Consider the following 16,156-nt stretch of genomic DNA (forward strand, 5'->3'; position numbering starts at 1 on the left):
GCTGGAGAAAGCAGCCCCTGGATCCCCGCCAAGACGGGAAAAGGCTCAACCGTCATCCGAACCGGATGCGGTCCTCTTCGCGCTTGGCGATCACCTCGAATTCGTCCCGCTCGACCGTACGAACCCGGCCGGCGTCATCAGTGAAGGAACGTTGACCTGGATGACCCTAGGCAATCACATGTACTTTGACAAGTACCTAGCGGAGCGGGATGACGTCCTCGTCCGGCTCGTCGCTGTCGCGGCGGCGTTTGCCCAGCTCATCCGGGAAGACCCACTTCTTGAAACCCCAGAAGCGGAAGAACATCGCCAGGAGCATGCCGATGATCGACCCGCTCGTGAAGTCCGCGAACTCCTGGACGAACCGCGTCACATGCGGCACTTCGAGATCGAAGATGTACCGGGAGGTGTACAGCGGGATCAGGTTGACCACCACGGCGATCCCGCTGATCACGAAGAAGAGCGCCGCCTCGTGATGCCGCTCGCGGCCGCCGCGGGTCCGGAAGGACCATTCGCGGTTGAGGATGTACGACACGATCGTCGCGACGATGATCGCGATCGCCTTCGCCGTGGTCGGCTTCGACTCCAGCACGCTGAGTTTCAGCAGGTACCAGACCCCGTTGTCGACCAGGAACGTCGTGCCGCCGACGATCCCGAACTTCAGCAGCTCGCGGTGCTTGATCAGCACGGAGCGGAACGGCTCGGGCGTCCGGGAAAGGACGGATTCGACCACGGTCACCCAGCCAGTCTAATTCGGTTCGCTCGTCGAATGGGCTCGCAGGGCATATCCGGAGCGTTATATGGCGCTTTGGGCGATTCCTTGAGCCGGGTGTGCCGCCCAGGGGAGCAAGGGACCTTTGCTATCGCTTTGGCGGGTCAGGCGGCCTTGTCCCCGCGGTCGTCCGAAGAGGGACTCGCGCCGCCCCGCAGCAGCCGCGGCCGCGCGCCCGCCTCCGGGAAGACCCACTTCTTGAACGACCACCAGCGGAACGCCGTGCCGAGCAGCGTGCCGATCACCACACCGCTGACGAAATCCGCGATCTCCTGCGTCAGCAGCCCGACGTGCGGCTGCTCCAGCCCGAGGACGTAGCGCGAAACCAGCTGCGGAAGCGCGTTGAGTCCCAGCGCGATCGCGCTGAGCAGGAAGAAGAGCGCCGCCTCGTGAGCCCGCTCACGGCCGCCGCGGGTGCGAAAGGACCATTCGCGGTTCGCCACGTAGGAGAAAACGGTCGCCACCAGGACGCCGATCATCAGGGCGGTCACCGGTTTGTCGGTCAGCACGGTGAACTTCAGCCCGTAGGTGATCGTCATCGTGATGACGAAACTCGCACTCCCGACCACGGCGAAACGCAGCAGCTCCCGGTGTTTCCCCAGCATGCGGGCACGGTACTAGAGGGGCTGAAGGGCGCTTTCCCCGCATGTGACGCGAGGAAAGCGCCCTTCACCGCGTGAGATGAGGGGAAAGGGCCCTTCAGCCCCCGCGCCGCAGACCTTCGAGGAAGTCTCTAGAAGAGGCCGCCGATGATCCCGTCGGGCTCCACGGTCGGCTTCGACTTACCCGGCCGAGGCGGCGCGCTCGTGGTCGCGGGCGGCGGGGCCTGCTCCTGCTTCGCCGGCTCCGAAGGCGTCGCGGACGGTGAAGGCTTCTTCGACGGCGAAGGCCATCCAGGCCGCCCCGGCTTCGTCGTCTCCGAAGTGGCCGGAGGCTTCGAAGTGACCGAAGGCAGCGAAGGCGGAGTGGTCGGCGGAAGCAGCGCGTTGTCGTCACACCAGTGATGCCAGCAGCCGAAGTAGACCGGCACCGGCTTCGCCTTGGCGACACCGAGGGTGGCGTTCACCGTCACCGGCAGGTTGTCCGCCGGGCGTCCCTTCAACCGGACCCACAGGCTTACCTGACGCCCCGGAGTCAGCGAGCCGCGCGAAGTGCACGACGCGCCTTCGCCGGTCGGATGGCACGGGATTCCGTACACGCTCCAGGAGGTGAGCACCCGATGGTCGAGCGTGATCGTCACCGGCTTCGTCGTCTTGCCGGTGTTCTTCACGCGGATCATCACCAGCGGGTTGCGGTTCCAGGGGAACGCGGACAGCCCGTCGCTCTCGGCGCTCAGGGTGAGGTCGTCCGGCGGCGGCTTCACGGTCACCTTCACCGCGACCGACACCTTGATCTGCGCGCCCGCCGTCACCGAACCGGTCACCATGCTGCCCGCTTCGGCTGTCGCGTCGGCACGCAACCGGAACGTCAGCACCGCGGACTGCCCCGGTTCGAGGCCGGTGCCGGTCTTGCAGGTCACCGTTCCGCTGCCGCCGGGACAGTTCACCGTGATCGGGGCGGGCGCCGCCTGCTGACGGACGCCGGTGACGCCGCCAGCGCGACCACCGCCGACGGGGATGGCCCGCACGCCCTTGGGCAGGTTCAGCGTGACCGCGACGGGTTCGGACTTCGACCCACCGTCGTTACGCACGGTGATCGGCAAGTTGGCGTCCTCGCCGGGTTCGAGCTGGACACCGCCGGGCGGGGTCGACGCCGTCATCGCCGGGGGCGCGGGGATCGCCGGCGACGACGCGGGAGGCTCGGCGGGCGGCGGGGTCTCCGCGGGTGGCTGGGCCGGAGGCGCCGCGGGCGGCTGGGCCGGAGGTTGGGGCTGAGGCTGCGCGGGCGGAGGCACGGGCGGCGCCGGAGGCACTGCCGGAGGGACCGCCGGAGGCGCGGGCGGGGGAGCGGCGGGCGCCGGTGCCGCGGCGGGCGGGGCGACGGCCGCTGCGGCGGGGATCTCCTGGGTGCCGCCCCCGGCGGCGAGAGCCACCGCGACGGCGGCGACGATGGCCGCGCTCGATCCGGCCACCCCGGCGAACTGGCGCGGTCCGGCCGCGGCGGCGCCGGCCGCCGCCCCCGAACCCGATCCGGCAGCGGCGGCCGTCGCTGCCGCGGTGACCGCGCCCGCCTTGCCCGCCCCGGCGGTGGCCAGGTAACCGAGCGCCGCGCCACCGAGCACGATCGGCGCGATGATCCCGCGCAGACCGCCGTTGATGTCGGCCAGCTCCGCGGCCAGCGCACGGCACTTCTCGCATTCGTCCAGATGGTTCTCCACCTGGGCGCGTTCGCGTTTGGACAGCCCGTCACGGGTCCACGCGCCGAGTTTGTCCGCACTCGCGCGGCAGCGTTCACCCGAGTTCTCGGCCAGGTGGACCTGCAGATACGCCTGCCGCAGGCCTTCACGCGCCCGGTAGGCGAGCGCGGAGACGCCGTTCGCGGTCAGCCCCAGCAGCGGCGCGACCTCGGCGGGACTCTGTCCCTCGATCTCGGTGTGCCACAGCACCGCCTGCCACCGTTCGGGCAGCCGGGTGAACGCCTTCGCGGCGAGCGTGCGCTCAAGCCCGGCGACGGCGGTATCGGAGAAGGGGACCGTCAGCGCTTCGCCGACGGCACCGCCGACGTCGGACATGTCCTCGTTCAGGTCGACACGCTTGTCCTTGCGCGTCTTGTCGTAGGCGGTGTGGCGGAGCGCTGTCAGCAGATATGCGCGGAAGGCCGTTTCGGGGCCTTTGCCGCCGCGCAGCGTGTCCAGAACCTTCGCGAAGGCCTCCGAAACGAGGTCGTCGGCTTCGGAACTCGACCGGGCGAGCTGGCGGGCGAGGTTGTGCGCCGCGCCGGCGTGACGCTCGTAAAGGGTTCCGTAAGACGCGATCTTCCCGTCACGCACCTCGGCGATCAGCTCGGCGTCACTCTTACCGGTGAGATCGGCGGGAACGGTGGACACGGGACTCCTTCACTGCAGGTTGGGCGGCTCTACTCATCTTCGACGCCCGAACAAGGTCAGTGTGACGGACAGGGCGACGTACGTCACCTCGCGGTCCCGCCGATGACCCGGAGGGCCCAACAGCTTCACCCGCCATGGGTTACCGAAGAGTTCGGAAAGATCCTTGGAAAACGCCGTCACGCCCGCCGTGGACCGGCGTCCCCACCGTGAAGCGATCGCAAGATCGAAAAGATCAGGACGGAAGGGGCGGTGGCCTGTGGACGTACCGGCGACCGGTGCGCCGTCCGGGGGACCCGACGGGCAAGCCGCCTGGAACCGGTTCGAACGAGATCGCTCTCTCCGCGCCCTGCGGGCTCGCTGGCGGACCGCCAGCCTGGCCTCGGGCTGGCGTTTCCCCAGTGACTGGGGCCTCCCCGAGGTCGACGCCGTCTGCGCGGCGGTGATCAAGAACGGCCGGGCGGTGACCGCCGACGTGGCGGAAACCGCGCTCGCGGGCCTGGGCCGCGCACGTGCCGCGGCGGGGGCGGGGCTGGCCGAGACGCTGGCGGATCTCGCGGCGCTGCACGCGGTGCTCGCCGACTCGGACGCGGTGGACGGATTCATCGCACCGGACGTCGACTCGACGCCGTCCCGGCTACTCCGGGTGACGGCGTTGGCGTGGGCGGACGTCGCGACCGATCAGCTCGTGAACACGGAGGTCACCGAACCTCTCACGGGGCTGCCCACCGCCGCGTACCTGAGGACCCGGCTGAGTGAGCTGTACCGGCAGGCCCGCCGTGACGAGCGGCCGGTCGCGGAGGCGCACACCCTGCTGGTGGTCGCGATGGACTTCAGTTCGGTCGCGGGCTGGCCCCGGCTGACCGGGATGATCCTGGTGGCGGACGCGCTGAGACACGTGTTCGACGGCGGCGAGAGCGTCGCTTCGCTCGGGCCGTCCATCGCGGGCGCGCTGGTGCCGAAGGACGTGAGGCTCGCTTCGTCCGGTGTCGCGTTGCGAAGAGCGCTCAACGAACGCCTTTCGGTCGACGCCCAGCTGTGCGACACCGGCCGTCCGCGGATTTCGGCCGTCCGGCTCCCGGCGACTTACGACCAGGCCTGCGATCTGCTCACCTCGCTCGCCCGGTCCTAGCGGGCTACCGTAAGACGTTCTCCTGGTCACGGCGACCCTGTCGACGTGCGACAACCCGGTTCATGATTTCCTGGTTCCGTGACCCGGACTGTTTCCGCCGATCCGAACGGCGACGTTTCGGCGAGCCGACCGCAGCATCGTCTCTCGTTGCGCAGGTCGCTCGCCCGCTTGTCCGTCCGGCCGAGATCGATCCTGATCCTTTCGGTGATTCCGCTGGTCGCGATCGGTTTCGGCATCTGGGGCTGGCAACACGAATGGGTACTCGGCGTGGACAGCGCGGTTTATCGCGCCGGCGCCGAGACACTGCTGAACGGCGATCCGCTGTACGACGCCAACACACTTCCGGTGGAACCGTGGTGGGCGCTGCTGCCGTTCACCTATCCGCCGACGGCCGCCCTGCTGTTCGTCCCGCTCGCGCTGGTCCCGACACAGGTCGCCTGGGGCCTGCTGACCGCGGTCTCGCTGCTCGCGCTCGCGCTGTGCGTCCGGATCGCCATCGGCGCGCTGCCGAAGCCCTCGGCCGACGGCCCCCGCTGGTGGGCCTCGCCCGCCCGCTCGACGATCGCGTTCTTCCTGGTGTTCCTCGGCCTCGAACCGGTGTGGCGCACGATCTTCCTGGGGCAGATCAACCTGATCCTGATGGCGCTGGTGATGCTCGACATCCTCGTCATCGGCGCCCGCGGCAGCCGCTGGGGCGGGGTGCTGGTCGGCGTCGCGGCCGCGGTGAAGCTGACCCCGATCGTCTTCCTGGGGCACCTGTTCATCACCGGCCGCCGGATGGACGCCGTCCGCGGCCTCATCACGTTCGTCGTGATGCAGGGCCTGATGTTCCTGATCATCCCGCACGACGCGGCGCGGTACTGGACCTACACGCTGCCCGACACCGGGCGCATCGGCCCGGTGCACTGGGCGGGCAACCAGTCGCTGAACGCGCTGATGAACCGCTTCACCGAACTCGCGCCCTGGGCGTCGAAGGCGGCGATGGGGATCGGCGCGCTGCTCGCGATCCCGGCGATCTGGCTGGTGCTGCGCTTCCACCGCAAGGGTCAGGCGCTCGCGGCGATGCTGGTGACGGCGTTCTGGATCCTGCTGATCTCGCCGATCTCCTGGACGCACCACTGGGTCTGGGTGGCGCCGCTGGTCGTGCTGCTGGTTTCGCGTCTGCCGCAGACCACACCCGCCACCGCGTGGAAACGCTGGCTCGGCACCTTCGCGGTGTTCTTCGTCTTCATCAGCTGCGTGCTGCTGATCCTGCCGAACGGCCGCAACGTCGAGCTGCACTGGAAGGTGTGGCAGAACATCCTCGGCAGCGCGTACATCTTCATGCCGCTGGTGCTGGCGCTCGCGCTCGCCGGGCGGTGGTGGTTACTGCGGAGGAAGCGGCGTCCGGCGACGAGGGACGACGCTGTGGGGGACAACGACGAGCATGCTGAAATCGCGACCGGCGGCTGAACCCCGCGTCGTCGGGATCGCGCTGGCGGGTGCGCTCGCCCTGGCGATGCTCGTGCTGGGCGTCGTCGCGTGGCTCGGCGAATGGCACCTCGGCGCGGACAGCGCCGTCTACCGCGCCGGCGCGCTCACGCTGCTGAAGGGTGAACCGCTCTACACCCGCGAGGCGCTGACGACGCTGCCGCCGTGGGTGCTGCTGCCGTTCACCTACACCCCGGCCGCGGCCCCGCTGTTCCTGCCGCTGGCGATCGTGCCGGCCGGGCTGACCTGGGGCGTCGTCGGCGCGCTCTCGCTGGTCTGCCTGAGCATCGTGATCTCCGCCGTCGCCCGCGCCTGCGGTGCCCCGATCACCCGGTGGTGGGTGCTGCCGCTGGCCACGGCGGGCGCGCTGGCCTTGGAGCCGGTCTGGAAGACGCTCTTCCTCGGGCAGATCAACCTCATCCTGATGGCGTTGATCGTCCTCGACGTCCTGGTGTTTTCGGCGCGCGGTTCGCGCTGGGCCGGGGTGCTGATCGGGATCTCGGCGGCGATCAAGCTGACGCCGCTGATCTTCGTGCCGCATCTGCTGTTCACCGGCCGCTGGAAGGACGCGCTGCGGGCGCTCGGCACATTCGTCGTGCTCGAAGCCGTGATGTTCGCGGTGATCCCTGGCGACGCCGTCCGGTTCTGGACCGAGTCGGCCACCGATCCCAGCCGGGTCGGCTCCGTGCACTGGATCTTCAACCAGTCACTCAACGGGCTGGTGAACCGCGCTTCGGACCTCGCGCCCTGGTCGCTGACGGTGGCCATCGCGATCGCCGCGGTCCTGGCCGTCCCCGCGGTCTGGCTGGTCGTGCGCCTGCACCGGAGCGGTGACCCGGTCGGCGCGCTGCTGGTGACCGCGTTCTACGGGCTGTTGCTCTCGCCGGTGTCCTGGTCACATCACTGGGTGTGGACGGTGCCGCTGCTCGTCCTGCTCGTCGTCCGCCGATCGTGGGTTCCGGCCGCGGGTGTCGCGGTGCTGTTCGTGAGCGGCGTGATCATGTTCGTGCCCAACGGCGGTGACACCGAGTTCGGCTGGGGGCTGGGCTGGTCGCTGCTCGGCAACGTCTACGTCCTCGCGGCTGCGACGGCCATCACAGGGCTGGCCGTCCGGGAGCTGCGGCGCGGGTCCGCCCAGGTCGTGGCGGTGGCGGCCAAGTAATCTCATCCGCGGCATCGGCTTTTTCGGAGCGGGAGAGTGCGGCAGTAGTGGACAAGCGAACCGGTCTTCCGATCGTCGGCATGGTGGGCGGCGGGCAGCTGGCCAGGATGACCCACCAGGCGGCGATCTCCCTCGGCCAGTCCCTGCGTGTGCTGGCGGCCGGGGAGAACGAATCCGCCGGCCTCGTCGCGGGCGAGGTCGTGCACGGGCATCACACTGACCTCGAAGCGCTGCGCTCGTTCGCCGCCGGGGTCGACGTGCTGACCTTCGACCACGAGCACGTCCCCGGCGAGCACCTGCTGACGCTCGCGATGGAAGGCGTCACCATCCGGCCCGATCCGGCCGCGCTGTCGATGGCGCAGAACAAGCTCGTCATGCGCGAGATGATGGCCGGACTCGAGATCCCCGGCCCCGATTTCGCCGAAGTGTCCTCTGTGGACGATGTGATCTCCTTCGGTGACAAGCACTCCTGGCCGGTGGTGCTCAAGGCGGCGCAGGGCGGCTACGACGGCCGCGGCGTCTGGATGCTCGACACCGCGCAGCACGCGCGCGAGACCGTCCCCGAACTGCTCGACGCCGGAACCCCTTTGCTGGTCGAGGAAAAGGTCGTCATGCGGCGCGAACTCTCCGCGCTGGTGGCGAGGTCCCCGTTCGGGCAGGGCGCGGCGTGGCCGGTGGTGGAGACCGTGCAGTCCGGCGGGATCAACACCGAGGTGCTCGCACCCGCGCCGGGGCTGAGTTCCGAGCGCACGCAGGAGGCGCAGGACCTCGCGCTGCGGATCGCCGCGACGCTGAACGTGACCGGCCTGCTCGCCGTCGAGCTGTTCGAGACCGACGAAGGCCTGCTGGTCAACGAACTCGCCATGCGCCCGCACAACTCGGGACACTGGACGCAGGACGGCTCGAAGACGTCGCAGTTCGAGCAGCATCTGCGTGCCGTGCTCGATTACCCGCTCGGGGTGACCGATCTGATCGCCCCCGCCTGCGTGATGGCGAACGTCCTCGGTGCTCCCGAAGCGCCCGAAATGGGACCGGACGAGCGGCTGCATCACCTCTTCGCGCGGTACCCGGACGTCCGCGTTCACCTGTACGGCAAGGGAGAACGCCCCGGCCGCAAACTCGGCCACGTCAATTTCGTGGGCGAACGCATGGAGGAGTTGCGCGACCGCGCGCTGCTCTCCGCGCACTGGCTTTCCCACGCCGTCTGGCTCGACGGCCACGAGATTCACTAGGAGTGTGAGCATGGCGCCGCAGGTGGGCGTGATCATGGGCAGCGACTCGGACTGGCCGACGATGGAGGCGGCCGGGCAGGCGCTGGCCGAGTTCGGCGTCGAATACGAGGTCGGCGTCTACTCGGCGCACCGCACTCCGCAGCGGATGCTCGACTACGCGACGTCGGCCGCTTCGCGCGGCGTACGCGTGATCATCGCGGGTGCCGGCGGAGCCGCGCACCTGCCGGGCATGGTCGCGTCGGCGACGGTGCTGCCGGTGATCGGCGTGCCGGTGCCGCTGAAGTACCTCGACGGCATGGACTCCCTGCTGTCGATCGTGCAGATGCCGGCCGGGGTTCCTGTCGCGACGGTTTCCGTTGGTGGGGCACGGAACGCCGGTCTGCTCGCGGTGCGGATCCTCGCCGCTTCCGACGAGGGACTGCAGGCGAAGATGGCCCGGTTCCAGGCGGATCTCGAGCAGCTGGTGCTGGACAAGGACGCGGCCCTGCGCAAACGCGTCGAAGGCTGACGCATTTCGTCCTCTGGATGCGGTAGTTCGGGGTCGAATCACCGCATTTAGAGGACGAACCGCGGGAGATTCAGTCGGCGAGTTGCTTACGGAGTTCCCGCTTGAGCACCTTCCCGGCGGCCGACACCGGGATCTGGTCGACGAAATGGACCGCCCGCAGTCGTTTGTACGGCAGCACCCGGGCGCCCACCGCCTCCATGAGCTGCTCCGCCGTGACGTTCTCGTCGTTACGGACCACGAACGCGACCGGCAGTTCGCCGACCTCGGTGTCCGGCTTGCCGACGACGGCCGCCGCCGCGACGCCGGGCAGGGTGATCAGCAGCTCTTCGAGTTCGCGAGGGAAGACGTTGTATCCCTTGTACAGCAGCATGTCCTTCTTGCGGTCCACAATGGACAGGTAACCGTCCTCGTCGAGGACGCCGATGTCGCCGGTGTGCAGCCAGCCGTCGACGAGCGCGGCCACGGTCTCCTCCGGACGCTGGTGATAGCCGATCATCACCTGCGGGCCGCGCAGGCACACCTCGCCGCGTTCCCCGGCGGGCAAGGGATCCTCGCCGCCTTCGGCCGGGACGATCTTGATCTCGGTGTCGGGCAGGGGCAGGCCGACCGAGCCGACCTTCCGCTCGGCGGACCGGGCGGACGGGGCGATGACCGCGCCCATGGTGACCTCGGTGAGGCCGTAGCCCTCGGTGATGATCACGCCGGGGAAGCGGTTCTGCAGCGCGCGGATCATCTCGTGGTTCATCGGCGCCGCGCCGGAGCCGATGGTCAGCACCGACGACAGGTCGGCCGTGTGGAACGCCGGGCAGGCGAGCAGCGCCGCGAACAACGCGGGCGCGCCGCCGATGGTGGTGACCCGCAGCATCTCGGCGTCGGCCACGTACGCGGCCGGGTCGAAGCGGTCGTGCAGGACGATCGTGCCGCCGTCGAGCAGGGGAACGTTGAGCGCGGCGATGGTGCCCATCGCGTGGAACCACGGCGTCAGGTTGAGGGCGATCCCCGTGCCGATCCGGGCGGGCCACTCGTCCGGGCCGCCGAGCTGTTCGACGATCACCTCTCCCGAACCGTCGACCGCCGGGACCGCGCCCAGCCGCCAGCAGGAACTCTGCAGGCTGTTGACCACGACGTTCCGATGCGGCAGGCAAACGCCTTTCGACCGACCGGTCGTGCCGCCGGTGTACGCCAGATGGGCCAGGTCGCGATAGATGTCGATCTCCACGTCCGGTCGCTCGTCCGGGTGATCGGCGTAGAACTTCGTGAACTCGACTTCGTCCTCGCCCGTTGTCTCGGGTGGGTGCACGACGATGCTCAGCCGTACCGACGTCCGGTCACGGATCGAAGCGAGCACCCGCGCGACGGGGCCGACGGTGACGGCCGCGACCGCACCGGCGTCGGCGAGCTGGAAGGCGAGGTCCTCCGGCGGGAGCAGGGGATTCGCCGGGGTGAAGGTGGCGCCCGCGAGCAGTGTTCCGTAGTACGCGACCGGGTACGCCAGGCAGTTCGGCAAGTGGAGCGCGACGACGTCGCCCCGGCCGATGCCCTCGGCGCGCAGCGCGTTCGCGAACCTGCAGGCCGCGCTGAACGTTTCGGCGAAGGTGAGGCTCTGGTCTCCGTGGGCGAAGGCCGTGCGGGAGCCCCAGCGAGCAGCGGCGCCGGCGAGAATCGAGCCGACCGGGACCTCGGGATAGTCGAGCGACCTGGGAAGCTGAGTGAGCTGCATCACCCGAACGTACGGACTTTGCGGCCAAAGACACAAGCGCTCGCGATGTCGCACGATGTGAACGAGCGCTAACATCGGTCAAACTCCCATTCGCGGTTACGAAGAGGTGACGAAGGTGTCTGACGGCCCGGGTCTGTACCAGCTTGCCGAGGAGCACGAAGAGCTGCGGGCCGCGGTCCGTGCGCTGGCAGAGAAGGAGATCGAGCCGTACGCGGCCGAGGTCGACGAGAACGAGCGCTACCCGATCGAGGCGTACAACGCACTGGTCAAGTCGGGTTTCAACGCCGTCCACATCGGCGAGGCCTACGACGGCCAGGGCGCGGACGCCATCGGCGCCTGCATCGTGATCGAAGAGGTCGCGCGCGTCGACGCGTCGGCGTCGCTCATCCCGGCGGTCAACAAGCTGGGCACCCAGCCGATCATTCTTTCCGCGTCGGAAGACCTCAAGAAGCTTGTTCTGCCGTCGATCGCCTCTGGTGAGACCTCGGCGTCGTACGCGCTTTCGGAGCGCGAAGCAGGCTCGGACACCGCGTCTATGCGCACCCGCGCGAAGCTCGATGGCGACCACTGGGTGCTGAACGGCACCAAGTGCTGGATCACCAACGCGGGTGAATCGTCCTGGTACACCGTGATGGCGGTGACCGACCCCAACGCCGAGAAGAAGGCCAACGGCATCTCCGCGTTCGTCGTCCACAAGGACGACCCCGGCTTCACCGTCGGCTCGAAGGAGCGGAAACTCGGCATCAAGGGTTCGCCGACCCGCGAGATCCACTTCGAGAACTGCACCATCCCGGCAGACCGCATCATCGGCGAGCCCGGCACCGGCCTGAAGACCGCGCTGCGCACCCTCGACCACACCCGCCCGACCATCGGCGCGCAGGCGCTGGGCATCGCGCAGGGCGCCCTCGACGCGTCGATCGCGTACGTCAAGGAGCGCAAGCAGTTCGGCAAGTCGATCTCGGAGTTCCAGGGCGTCCAGTTCATGCTGGCCGACATGGGCATCAAGATCGAGGCCGCCCGCAACCTCGTCTACGCCTCCGCCGCGGCGACCGAGCGCGGCGACAAGCGCGGCGGCTACATGGCCGCGGCCGCGAAGGCGTACGCGTCGGACATCGCGATGTCGGTGACGACGGACGCCGTGCAGCTTTTCGGTGGCGCGGGCTACACGCGCGACTTCCCGGTGGAGCGCATGATGCGCGACGCGAAGATCACCCAGATCTACGAAGGCACCAACCAGATCCAGCGCATGGTCATGGCGCGCGCCCTGCTCAAGGGCTGACGCCCTCGGCCAAGTACGTGAAGGCCCCCTTCATTGCGATAGACGCAGCGAAGGGGGCCTTCACTGCGTTTCCGGCGCCGAAGACTCCGCATTTAGAGGACGAAACGCGGTGCTTGCGCGAGCAACTATCGCATTCAGAGGACGAAACGCGGTAGTTGGAGACACGAACCACCGCATTCAGAGGACGAAATGCGGGTGTGAGATCGGGCTTCGGTGAGATGCTTCACGGAGGGGCGGCGATCAAGCGCGGACCCTGTCACTCTCGAAGGATGTTCTGGTCCGCTCCGGTGTCGTGGACACCGCACGACGAGGACGAGCTGATCGCCGGTTGGCGGTTATGGCTCGAACTCGGGGATCGCACGTGGCCGTCGGCCGCGTGGGACGGGACGGCGGCCGACGTGGTGAGGCCGTTGCGCGAGCTGGTCGCGGCCTGCGACGAGATCGAGACGGGTTACCGCAAGGCGGTGGCCGAGCCGTCCGAGGAGTTCATCCGCATCATCCAATTCCTCGTGTTCACCGCCAGTCCGGTGATCGAGTTGTGGGCCGACGACGAGGTCCCGCTCGAGGCCGAGCGGATCGCTTTGCTGCACGCGGATCTGGCCGGTTTCGCCGAGCACGCTGAGCGGGTGCTCGAAGTGCTGGCGGTCAGCGGTGGCTGGACGGGTCTGGCCGCGGAGCACCGGCGGACGGATCGCTGAGCGAATCCGGCTTCTCGACCCACGCGAACCGCGCGCCCGCCAGGTGCTCGGTCAGCGGGTGAGCCAGCGCGAGCAGGGTCACCGGCGTGTTGTACGGCGCCTCGCCGGGCGCGATCGTGTAGCCGGTCTCGATCAAGGATTCTTCCTTCTCGTCGGACTCGACGTCGTGGCGCAGGACGCCGTCGTCGTTCGCCCAAGTCCCGCCGAGGGTGCGGTGGAACTCGAAGGCCAATTCGCCCGGCGTGAGCGTCGCCCAAGTGAAGCGGGACACCGCGAACTCGGTGCTCCAGCTCGACCAGTAGAGCCATCCTGAGCCGTCGCGGCGGAACACCAGATCGACGGACTCGACGCTACCCGGATGCAGGATCTCATCCGTCCACATGCCGGTCAGACGTTCATCCCTCACAGAGCAGATTCTGCCTGTCGGGGCGGGGATAACGTGAAGGAGATGCCGCCGACCGGGTTCGGTTCCTGTCGGATACCTGTCGATCACGCTCCGGAGGTGCCGTCCGGGGCGCCCGGTGCCCTACCGTGATCCGGGTAAGTTGAATATTCACCGATCAGAAAGCTGATACCCGATGTTCGCTCGTTTCAAGGATGTCGCCCTCCTGCTGGGCCGGATCGGGGTCGGTGTGGTGTTCCTCGCCCACGGCCTGCAGAAGTGGGATAACGGGATCGACGGCACCGCGAAGTTCTTCGAGCAGACAGGAATCCCGCTGCCTACGCTGGCGGCGATCTTCGCGATCGCGGTGGAGATCGTGGGAGCCATCTTGTTCATCGTCGGTTTCCTGACGCCGCTGGTGGGCCTCGGCTTCGTCGTGGTCTCCGTCGGTGCTCTGCTCTCGGTGCACCTCGACAACGGCTTGACCGGTCAGGGCGGTTACGAGCTGGTCCTCGTCCTGGCGGTGGCCGGACTGGCGCTCGGCTTCAACGCCGGGAAGCTCTCGCTCGACCACGTGCTCTTCGGACGCAAGCGTGAGGCGAAGCAGCTTCAGGACGCCTGACCTCTTCACGGACCGCGGTCTGGGTCTAGCCGGGCTGAAGGGCGCTTTCCCCGCATCGCATGCGGGGAAAGCGCCCTTCGCCGCATGAGATGAGAGGAAAGGCCCCTTCAGCCCGTGACACTTCAGGCTGGAAGGTCCGCGGTCGTCCGCTCGGCTTCGCGCCGGGCCGACAGCTTGGCCGGATCCGCGTCCGTGATCTGGACCAGATGCGCACCGGCCGCCAGCGGGGTCAGGAATCCGGCGAGGATGCCGTCGGTGCCGGTCCATTCCACAGTGGACAGCACGCGGTCCTCTGCGGACAGTCCCAAATCGGCGGCCCTCGATCGGGCTTCGGCGAGTACTTCGTCCACAGTGGATGAACCGAGTGCGGGAGTGTCGCCGGGCACGGGGAACAGGGGACTGAACTGGTCGCCCGCAAGCCGGGCCTCGGTCAAGTAGTCCAAAGCCCCGTCGGGTACGGAACCGGCGGGCAGCCCGAGGCCCATCGGGTGCAGCGAGACGACGGCGGTCGCGGCCGCGTCGGAAACGCCGTCCGGCGCGATGAACGCCACCCGCGCGCCCGCGGTCTCCGTCACCACCCTGGCACCGCACCACCACGCGCCCAGCAGGACACCGGCGGTCTGCCAATGCGACGGCAGCACCACGGCCACCTCGTCGCCCGGTTCGACGTCGAACTCCTCGACCAGCCAGTTCGCCGTCTTGGCGGCCCAGTTCACCGTGGTCGCCACGGACAGCTCGACCCGGCTGCCCTGCTTGTCGTCGTAGTGCGTGATCAGCGGTTTCGCGGGCGACCCGAGCACGGGCCGCAGCAGCAGTTCGGTGAGGCTCACGCCCCCAACGCTAGTTCACGCAGGGAACGCTCGACGCGGCGAGCAGCGGAGCGGCACCGGCGGCGCCGCCGCCACCGCCCCGGCCCACCAGGCCGGAGACGAAGGTCCGCACGGCGGCGGGGTCGATCTCGACGATGCTCTGGCCGTCTTCGCTGCGGCCGTTGATGTTCACCACTGGGATGGTCGTGAACGTCAGGTCGCCCGACGCGATGCCCTTCGCCTGCTGCGCGAAGTCCAGCAGGTCGAGACCCTCGTCCAGGACGATCGACCGGCGCACGACGTCCATCAGGCCGCTCATCGTCGACGGACTGGTCAGCGTGCCCGCCGAAAGCACCTGGTTCAGCGCCGAAGACAGGAAGGCCTGCTGCCGCACGATGCGGTCGAGGTCGCCCCGCGGCAGGTTCTTCCGCTGGCGCACGAACGAAAGCGCCTCGCCGCCCGAGACGACCTGTTCACCGCGCCGGAAGTTCGCGCCGGAGTCCTTGTCCTCTGTGGAGTGGTTCAGGCAGACCTTGACCCCGCCCAGCGCCTCCGTCAGCAGGTAGAACCCGAGCAGGTTGACCTCGGCGTAGTGGTCGATGCGGATCTGCGTCAGGTCCTGCACGGTCTGGACCAGTGCCCGGCGGCCCTCCTGGTCGGAGTCGCGTTCGAGTTTCGCCTGGTCGGACTCGCCGCGATGCGCGTTCGCGTAGTTGGCCTTCGCGACGCCGTACGCGGAATTGATCTTGTTCTTGCCGCGCCCGGGGATGTCGGTCCAGGTGTCGCGCGGGAGCGAGACGCCGGACGGTTTCCCGCCGTTCTTCGGGATGCGCAGGATGATGATGGTGTCGGTGTTGACGCCCGGCTTCTCCTCGGTGCGCAGCTCCTTGAGCACCCTCAGCGGCAGCGGGTTGCCCTGCGCGTCGGTGCGCGCGTCGCTGCCGACCAGGAGGATGTCGGTCGCGCCGTCGTCGGCGGGCGGCGCGGCGGGGTCGTCGGCCTTGCTCAGGGCGTTCGTCGTGGGGACGTTGTTCTGCAACTGGTCCTTGGTGACGTACGCGTACCCCGTGGTGCTGAGGGCGAGCAAAGACACGAGCCCGAGTGCGATCCGGCGGGTGATCCGGCCGGCGCGGCGCAGCCGGCGCTCGGGTACGGCGAGTACACCCGAGACCGATTCGTCTTCGGGCGGGGTGGACGGCTGGGGGAGCGGATTCCGCGGGTACGGCGTCGGGACGAACCGAGCCTCTTCGTTACTCTCGGTGTTCGATTCGGTGTCCTCTTCCGGCTTCGGCTCTTCGGCGTCCGATGTGTCCGGACGTTCGCCGATGTCCTTGTCCTCGCTGTCCATCCCTGTTCACCCCCCTTGGCTGCCCGTAGGTCCGATCGTAGG

At 68.7% G+C, this 16,156-nt stretch carries 15 protein-coding genes; 8 read left to right on the forward strand and 7 right to left on the reverse strand.

What is annotated here, in order from left to right; translation table 11 throughout:
• Positions 1 to 196: 196 nt before the first annotated feature.
• The 3 genes from L324_RS29645 to L324_RS29655 form a co-directional block, all read right to left on the reverse strand.
• Positions 197 to 736 carry a GtrA family protein gene (locus L324_RS29645; RefSeq protein ID WP_037316076.1) on the reverse strand — a complete coding sequence of 180 codons (540 nt, stop codon included), beginning with the start codon at positions 734 to 736 and terminating at the stop codon, positions 197 to 199.
• A gap of 137 nt (positions 737 to 873) precedes the next feature.
• A complete protein-coding gene (locus L324_RS29650) occupies positions 874 to 1,374 on the reverse strand; it encodes a GtrA family protein (protein WP_037316079.1) in 501 nt (166 codons plus the stop codon).
• A 128-nt stretch (positions 1,375 to 1,502) separates the two neighbouring features.
• On the reverse strand, positions 1,503 to 3,755 hold the full coding sequence (locus L324_RS29655; protein WP_037316082.1) for a sigma-70 family RNA polymerase sigma factor: 2,253 nt from the start codon (positions 3,753 to 3,755) through the stop codon (positions 1,503 to 1,505).
• Between the two features lie 256 nt (positions 3,756 to 4,011).
• Between L324_RS29655 and L324_RS29660 the strand changes: the two genes are divergently transcribed.
• From L324_RS29660 to purE, 5 genes are all read left to right on the forward strand, one after another.
• On the forward strand, positions 4,012 to 4,884 hold the full coding sequence (locus tag L324_RS29660) for a hypothetical protein (protein ID WP_037316085.1): 873 nt from the start codon (positions 4,012 to 4,014) through the stop codon (positions 4,882 to 4,884).
• A 78-nt stretch (positions 4,885 to 4,962) separates the two neighbouring features.
• Positions 4,963 to 6,336, forward strand: coding sequence for a glycosyltransferase 87 family protein (locus tag L324_RS29665; protein ID WP_037316089.1), 1,374 nt, complete (start codon positions 4,963 to 4,965; stop codon positions 6,334 to 6,336).
• Positions 6,311 to 7,516 (forward strand): glycosyltransferase 87 family protein, encoded by a 1,206-nt coding sequence (locus L324_RS29670; protein WP_037316617.1) that lies wholly within the window; start codon positions 6,311 to 6,313, stop codon positions 7,514 to 7,516. Before L324_RS29665 ends, L324_RS29670 begins: the two co-directional genes overlap by 26 nt.
• Before the next feature lie 47 nt (positions 7,517 to 7,563).
• Positions 7,564 to 8,748, forward strand: a complete 1,185-nt coding sequence (locus L324_RS29675) for a 5-(carboxyamino)imidazole ribonucleotide synthase (protein WP_037316092.1) — start codon at positions 7,564 to 7,566, stop codon at positions 8,746 to 8,748.
• Between the two features lie 10 nt (positions 8,749 to 8,758).
• Complete coding sequence (purE, locus tag L324_RS29680) at positions 8,759 to 9,256, forward strand: 5-(carboxyamino)imidazole ribonucleotide mutase (protein ID WP_037316097.1); 498 nt, start codon at positions 8,759 to 8,761, stop codon at positions 9,254 to 9,256.
• Positions 9,257 to 9,326: 70 nt separating this feature from the next.
• Here the strand turns inward: purE and L324_RS29685 are convergent, their stop codons facing one another.
• Positions 9,327 to 10,976 (reverse strand): class I adenylate-forming enzyme family protein, encoded by a 1,650-nt coding sequence (locus tag L324_RS29685; protein WP_037316100.1) that lies wholly within the window; start codon positions 10,974 to 10,976, stop codon positions 9,327 to 9,329.
• 106 nt (positions 10,977 to 11,082) lie between these two features.
• On the opposite strand from L324_RS29685, the gene L324_RS29690 reads away from it, so the two are divergent.
• Positions 11,083 to 12,255 (forward strand): acyl-CoA dehydrogenase family protein, encoded by a 1,173-nt coding sequence (locus L324_RS29690; RefSeq protein ID WP_007031887.1) that lies wholly within the window; start codon positions 11,083 to 11,085, stop codon positions 12,253 to 12,255.
• Between the two features lie 269 nt (positions 12,256 to 12,524).
• Positions 12,525 to 12,953, forward strand: coding sequence for a hypothetical protein (locus tag L324_RS29695; RefSeq protein WP_037316103.1), 429 nt, complete (start codon positions 12,525 to 12,527; stop codon positions 12,951 to 12,953).
• On the opposite strand, the gene L324_RS29700 is transcribed toward L324_RS29695, so the two are convergent.
• The gene (locus L324_RS29700; RefSeq protein ID WP_037316106.1) at positions 12,901 to 13,359 is read right to left on the reverse strand and encodes a hypothetical protein; all 459 of its coding nucleotides are present in this window, start codon (positions 13,357 to 13,359) and stop codon (positions 12,901 to 12,903) included. The genes L324_RS29695 and L324_RS29700 overlap by 53 nt on opposite strands.
• A gap of 172 nt (positions 13,360 to 13,531) precedes the next feature.
• Between L324_RS29700 and L324_RS29705 the strand changes: the two genes are divergently transcribed.
• A complete protein-coding gene (locus L324_RS29705) occupies positions 13,532 to 13,957 on the forward strand; it encodes a DoxX family protein (RefSeq protein ID WP_037316109.1) in 426 nt (141 codons plus the stop codon).
• A gap of 122 nt (positions 13,958 to 14,079) precedes the next feature.
• Here the strand turns inward: L324_RS29705 and L324_RS29710 are convergent, their stop codons facing one another.
• Positions 14,080 to 14,787 (reverse strand): TIGR03089 family protein, encoded by a 708-nt coding sequence (locus L324_RS29710; RefSeq protein WP_037316112.1) that lies wholly within the window; start codon positions 14,785 to 14,787, stop codon positions 14,080 to 14,082.
• A gap of 10 nt (positions 14,788 to 14,797) precedes the next feature.
• Positions 14,798 to 16,114 carry an LCP family protein gene (locus tag L324_RS29715; protein ID WP_037316115.1) on the reverse strand — a complete coding sequence of 439 codons (1,317 nt, stop codon included), beginning with the start codon at positions 16,112 to 16,114 and terminating at the stop codon, positions 14,798 to 14,800.
• Positions 16,115 to 16,156: the final 42 nt, after the last annotated feature.

Origin of the sequence: Amycolatopsis orientalis DSM 40040 = KCTC 9412, from assembly GCF_000478275.1 — a bacterium.
GTDB lineage: Bacteria > Actinomycetota > Actinomycetes > Mycobacteriales > Pseudonocardiaceae > Amycolatopsis > Amycolatopsis orientalis.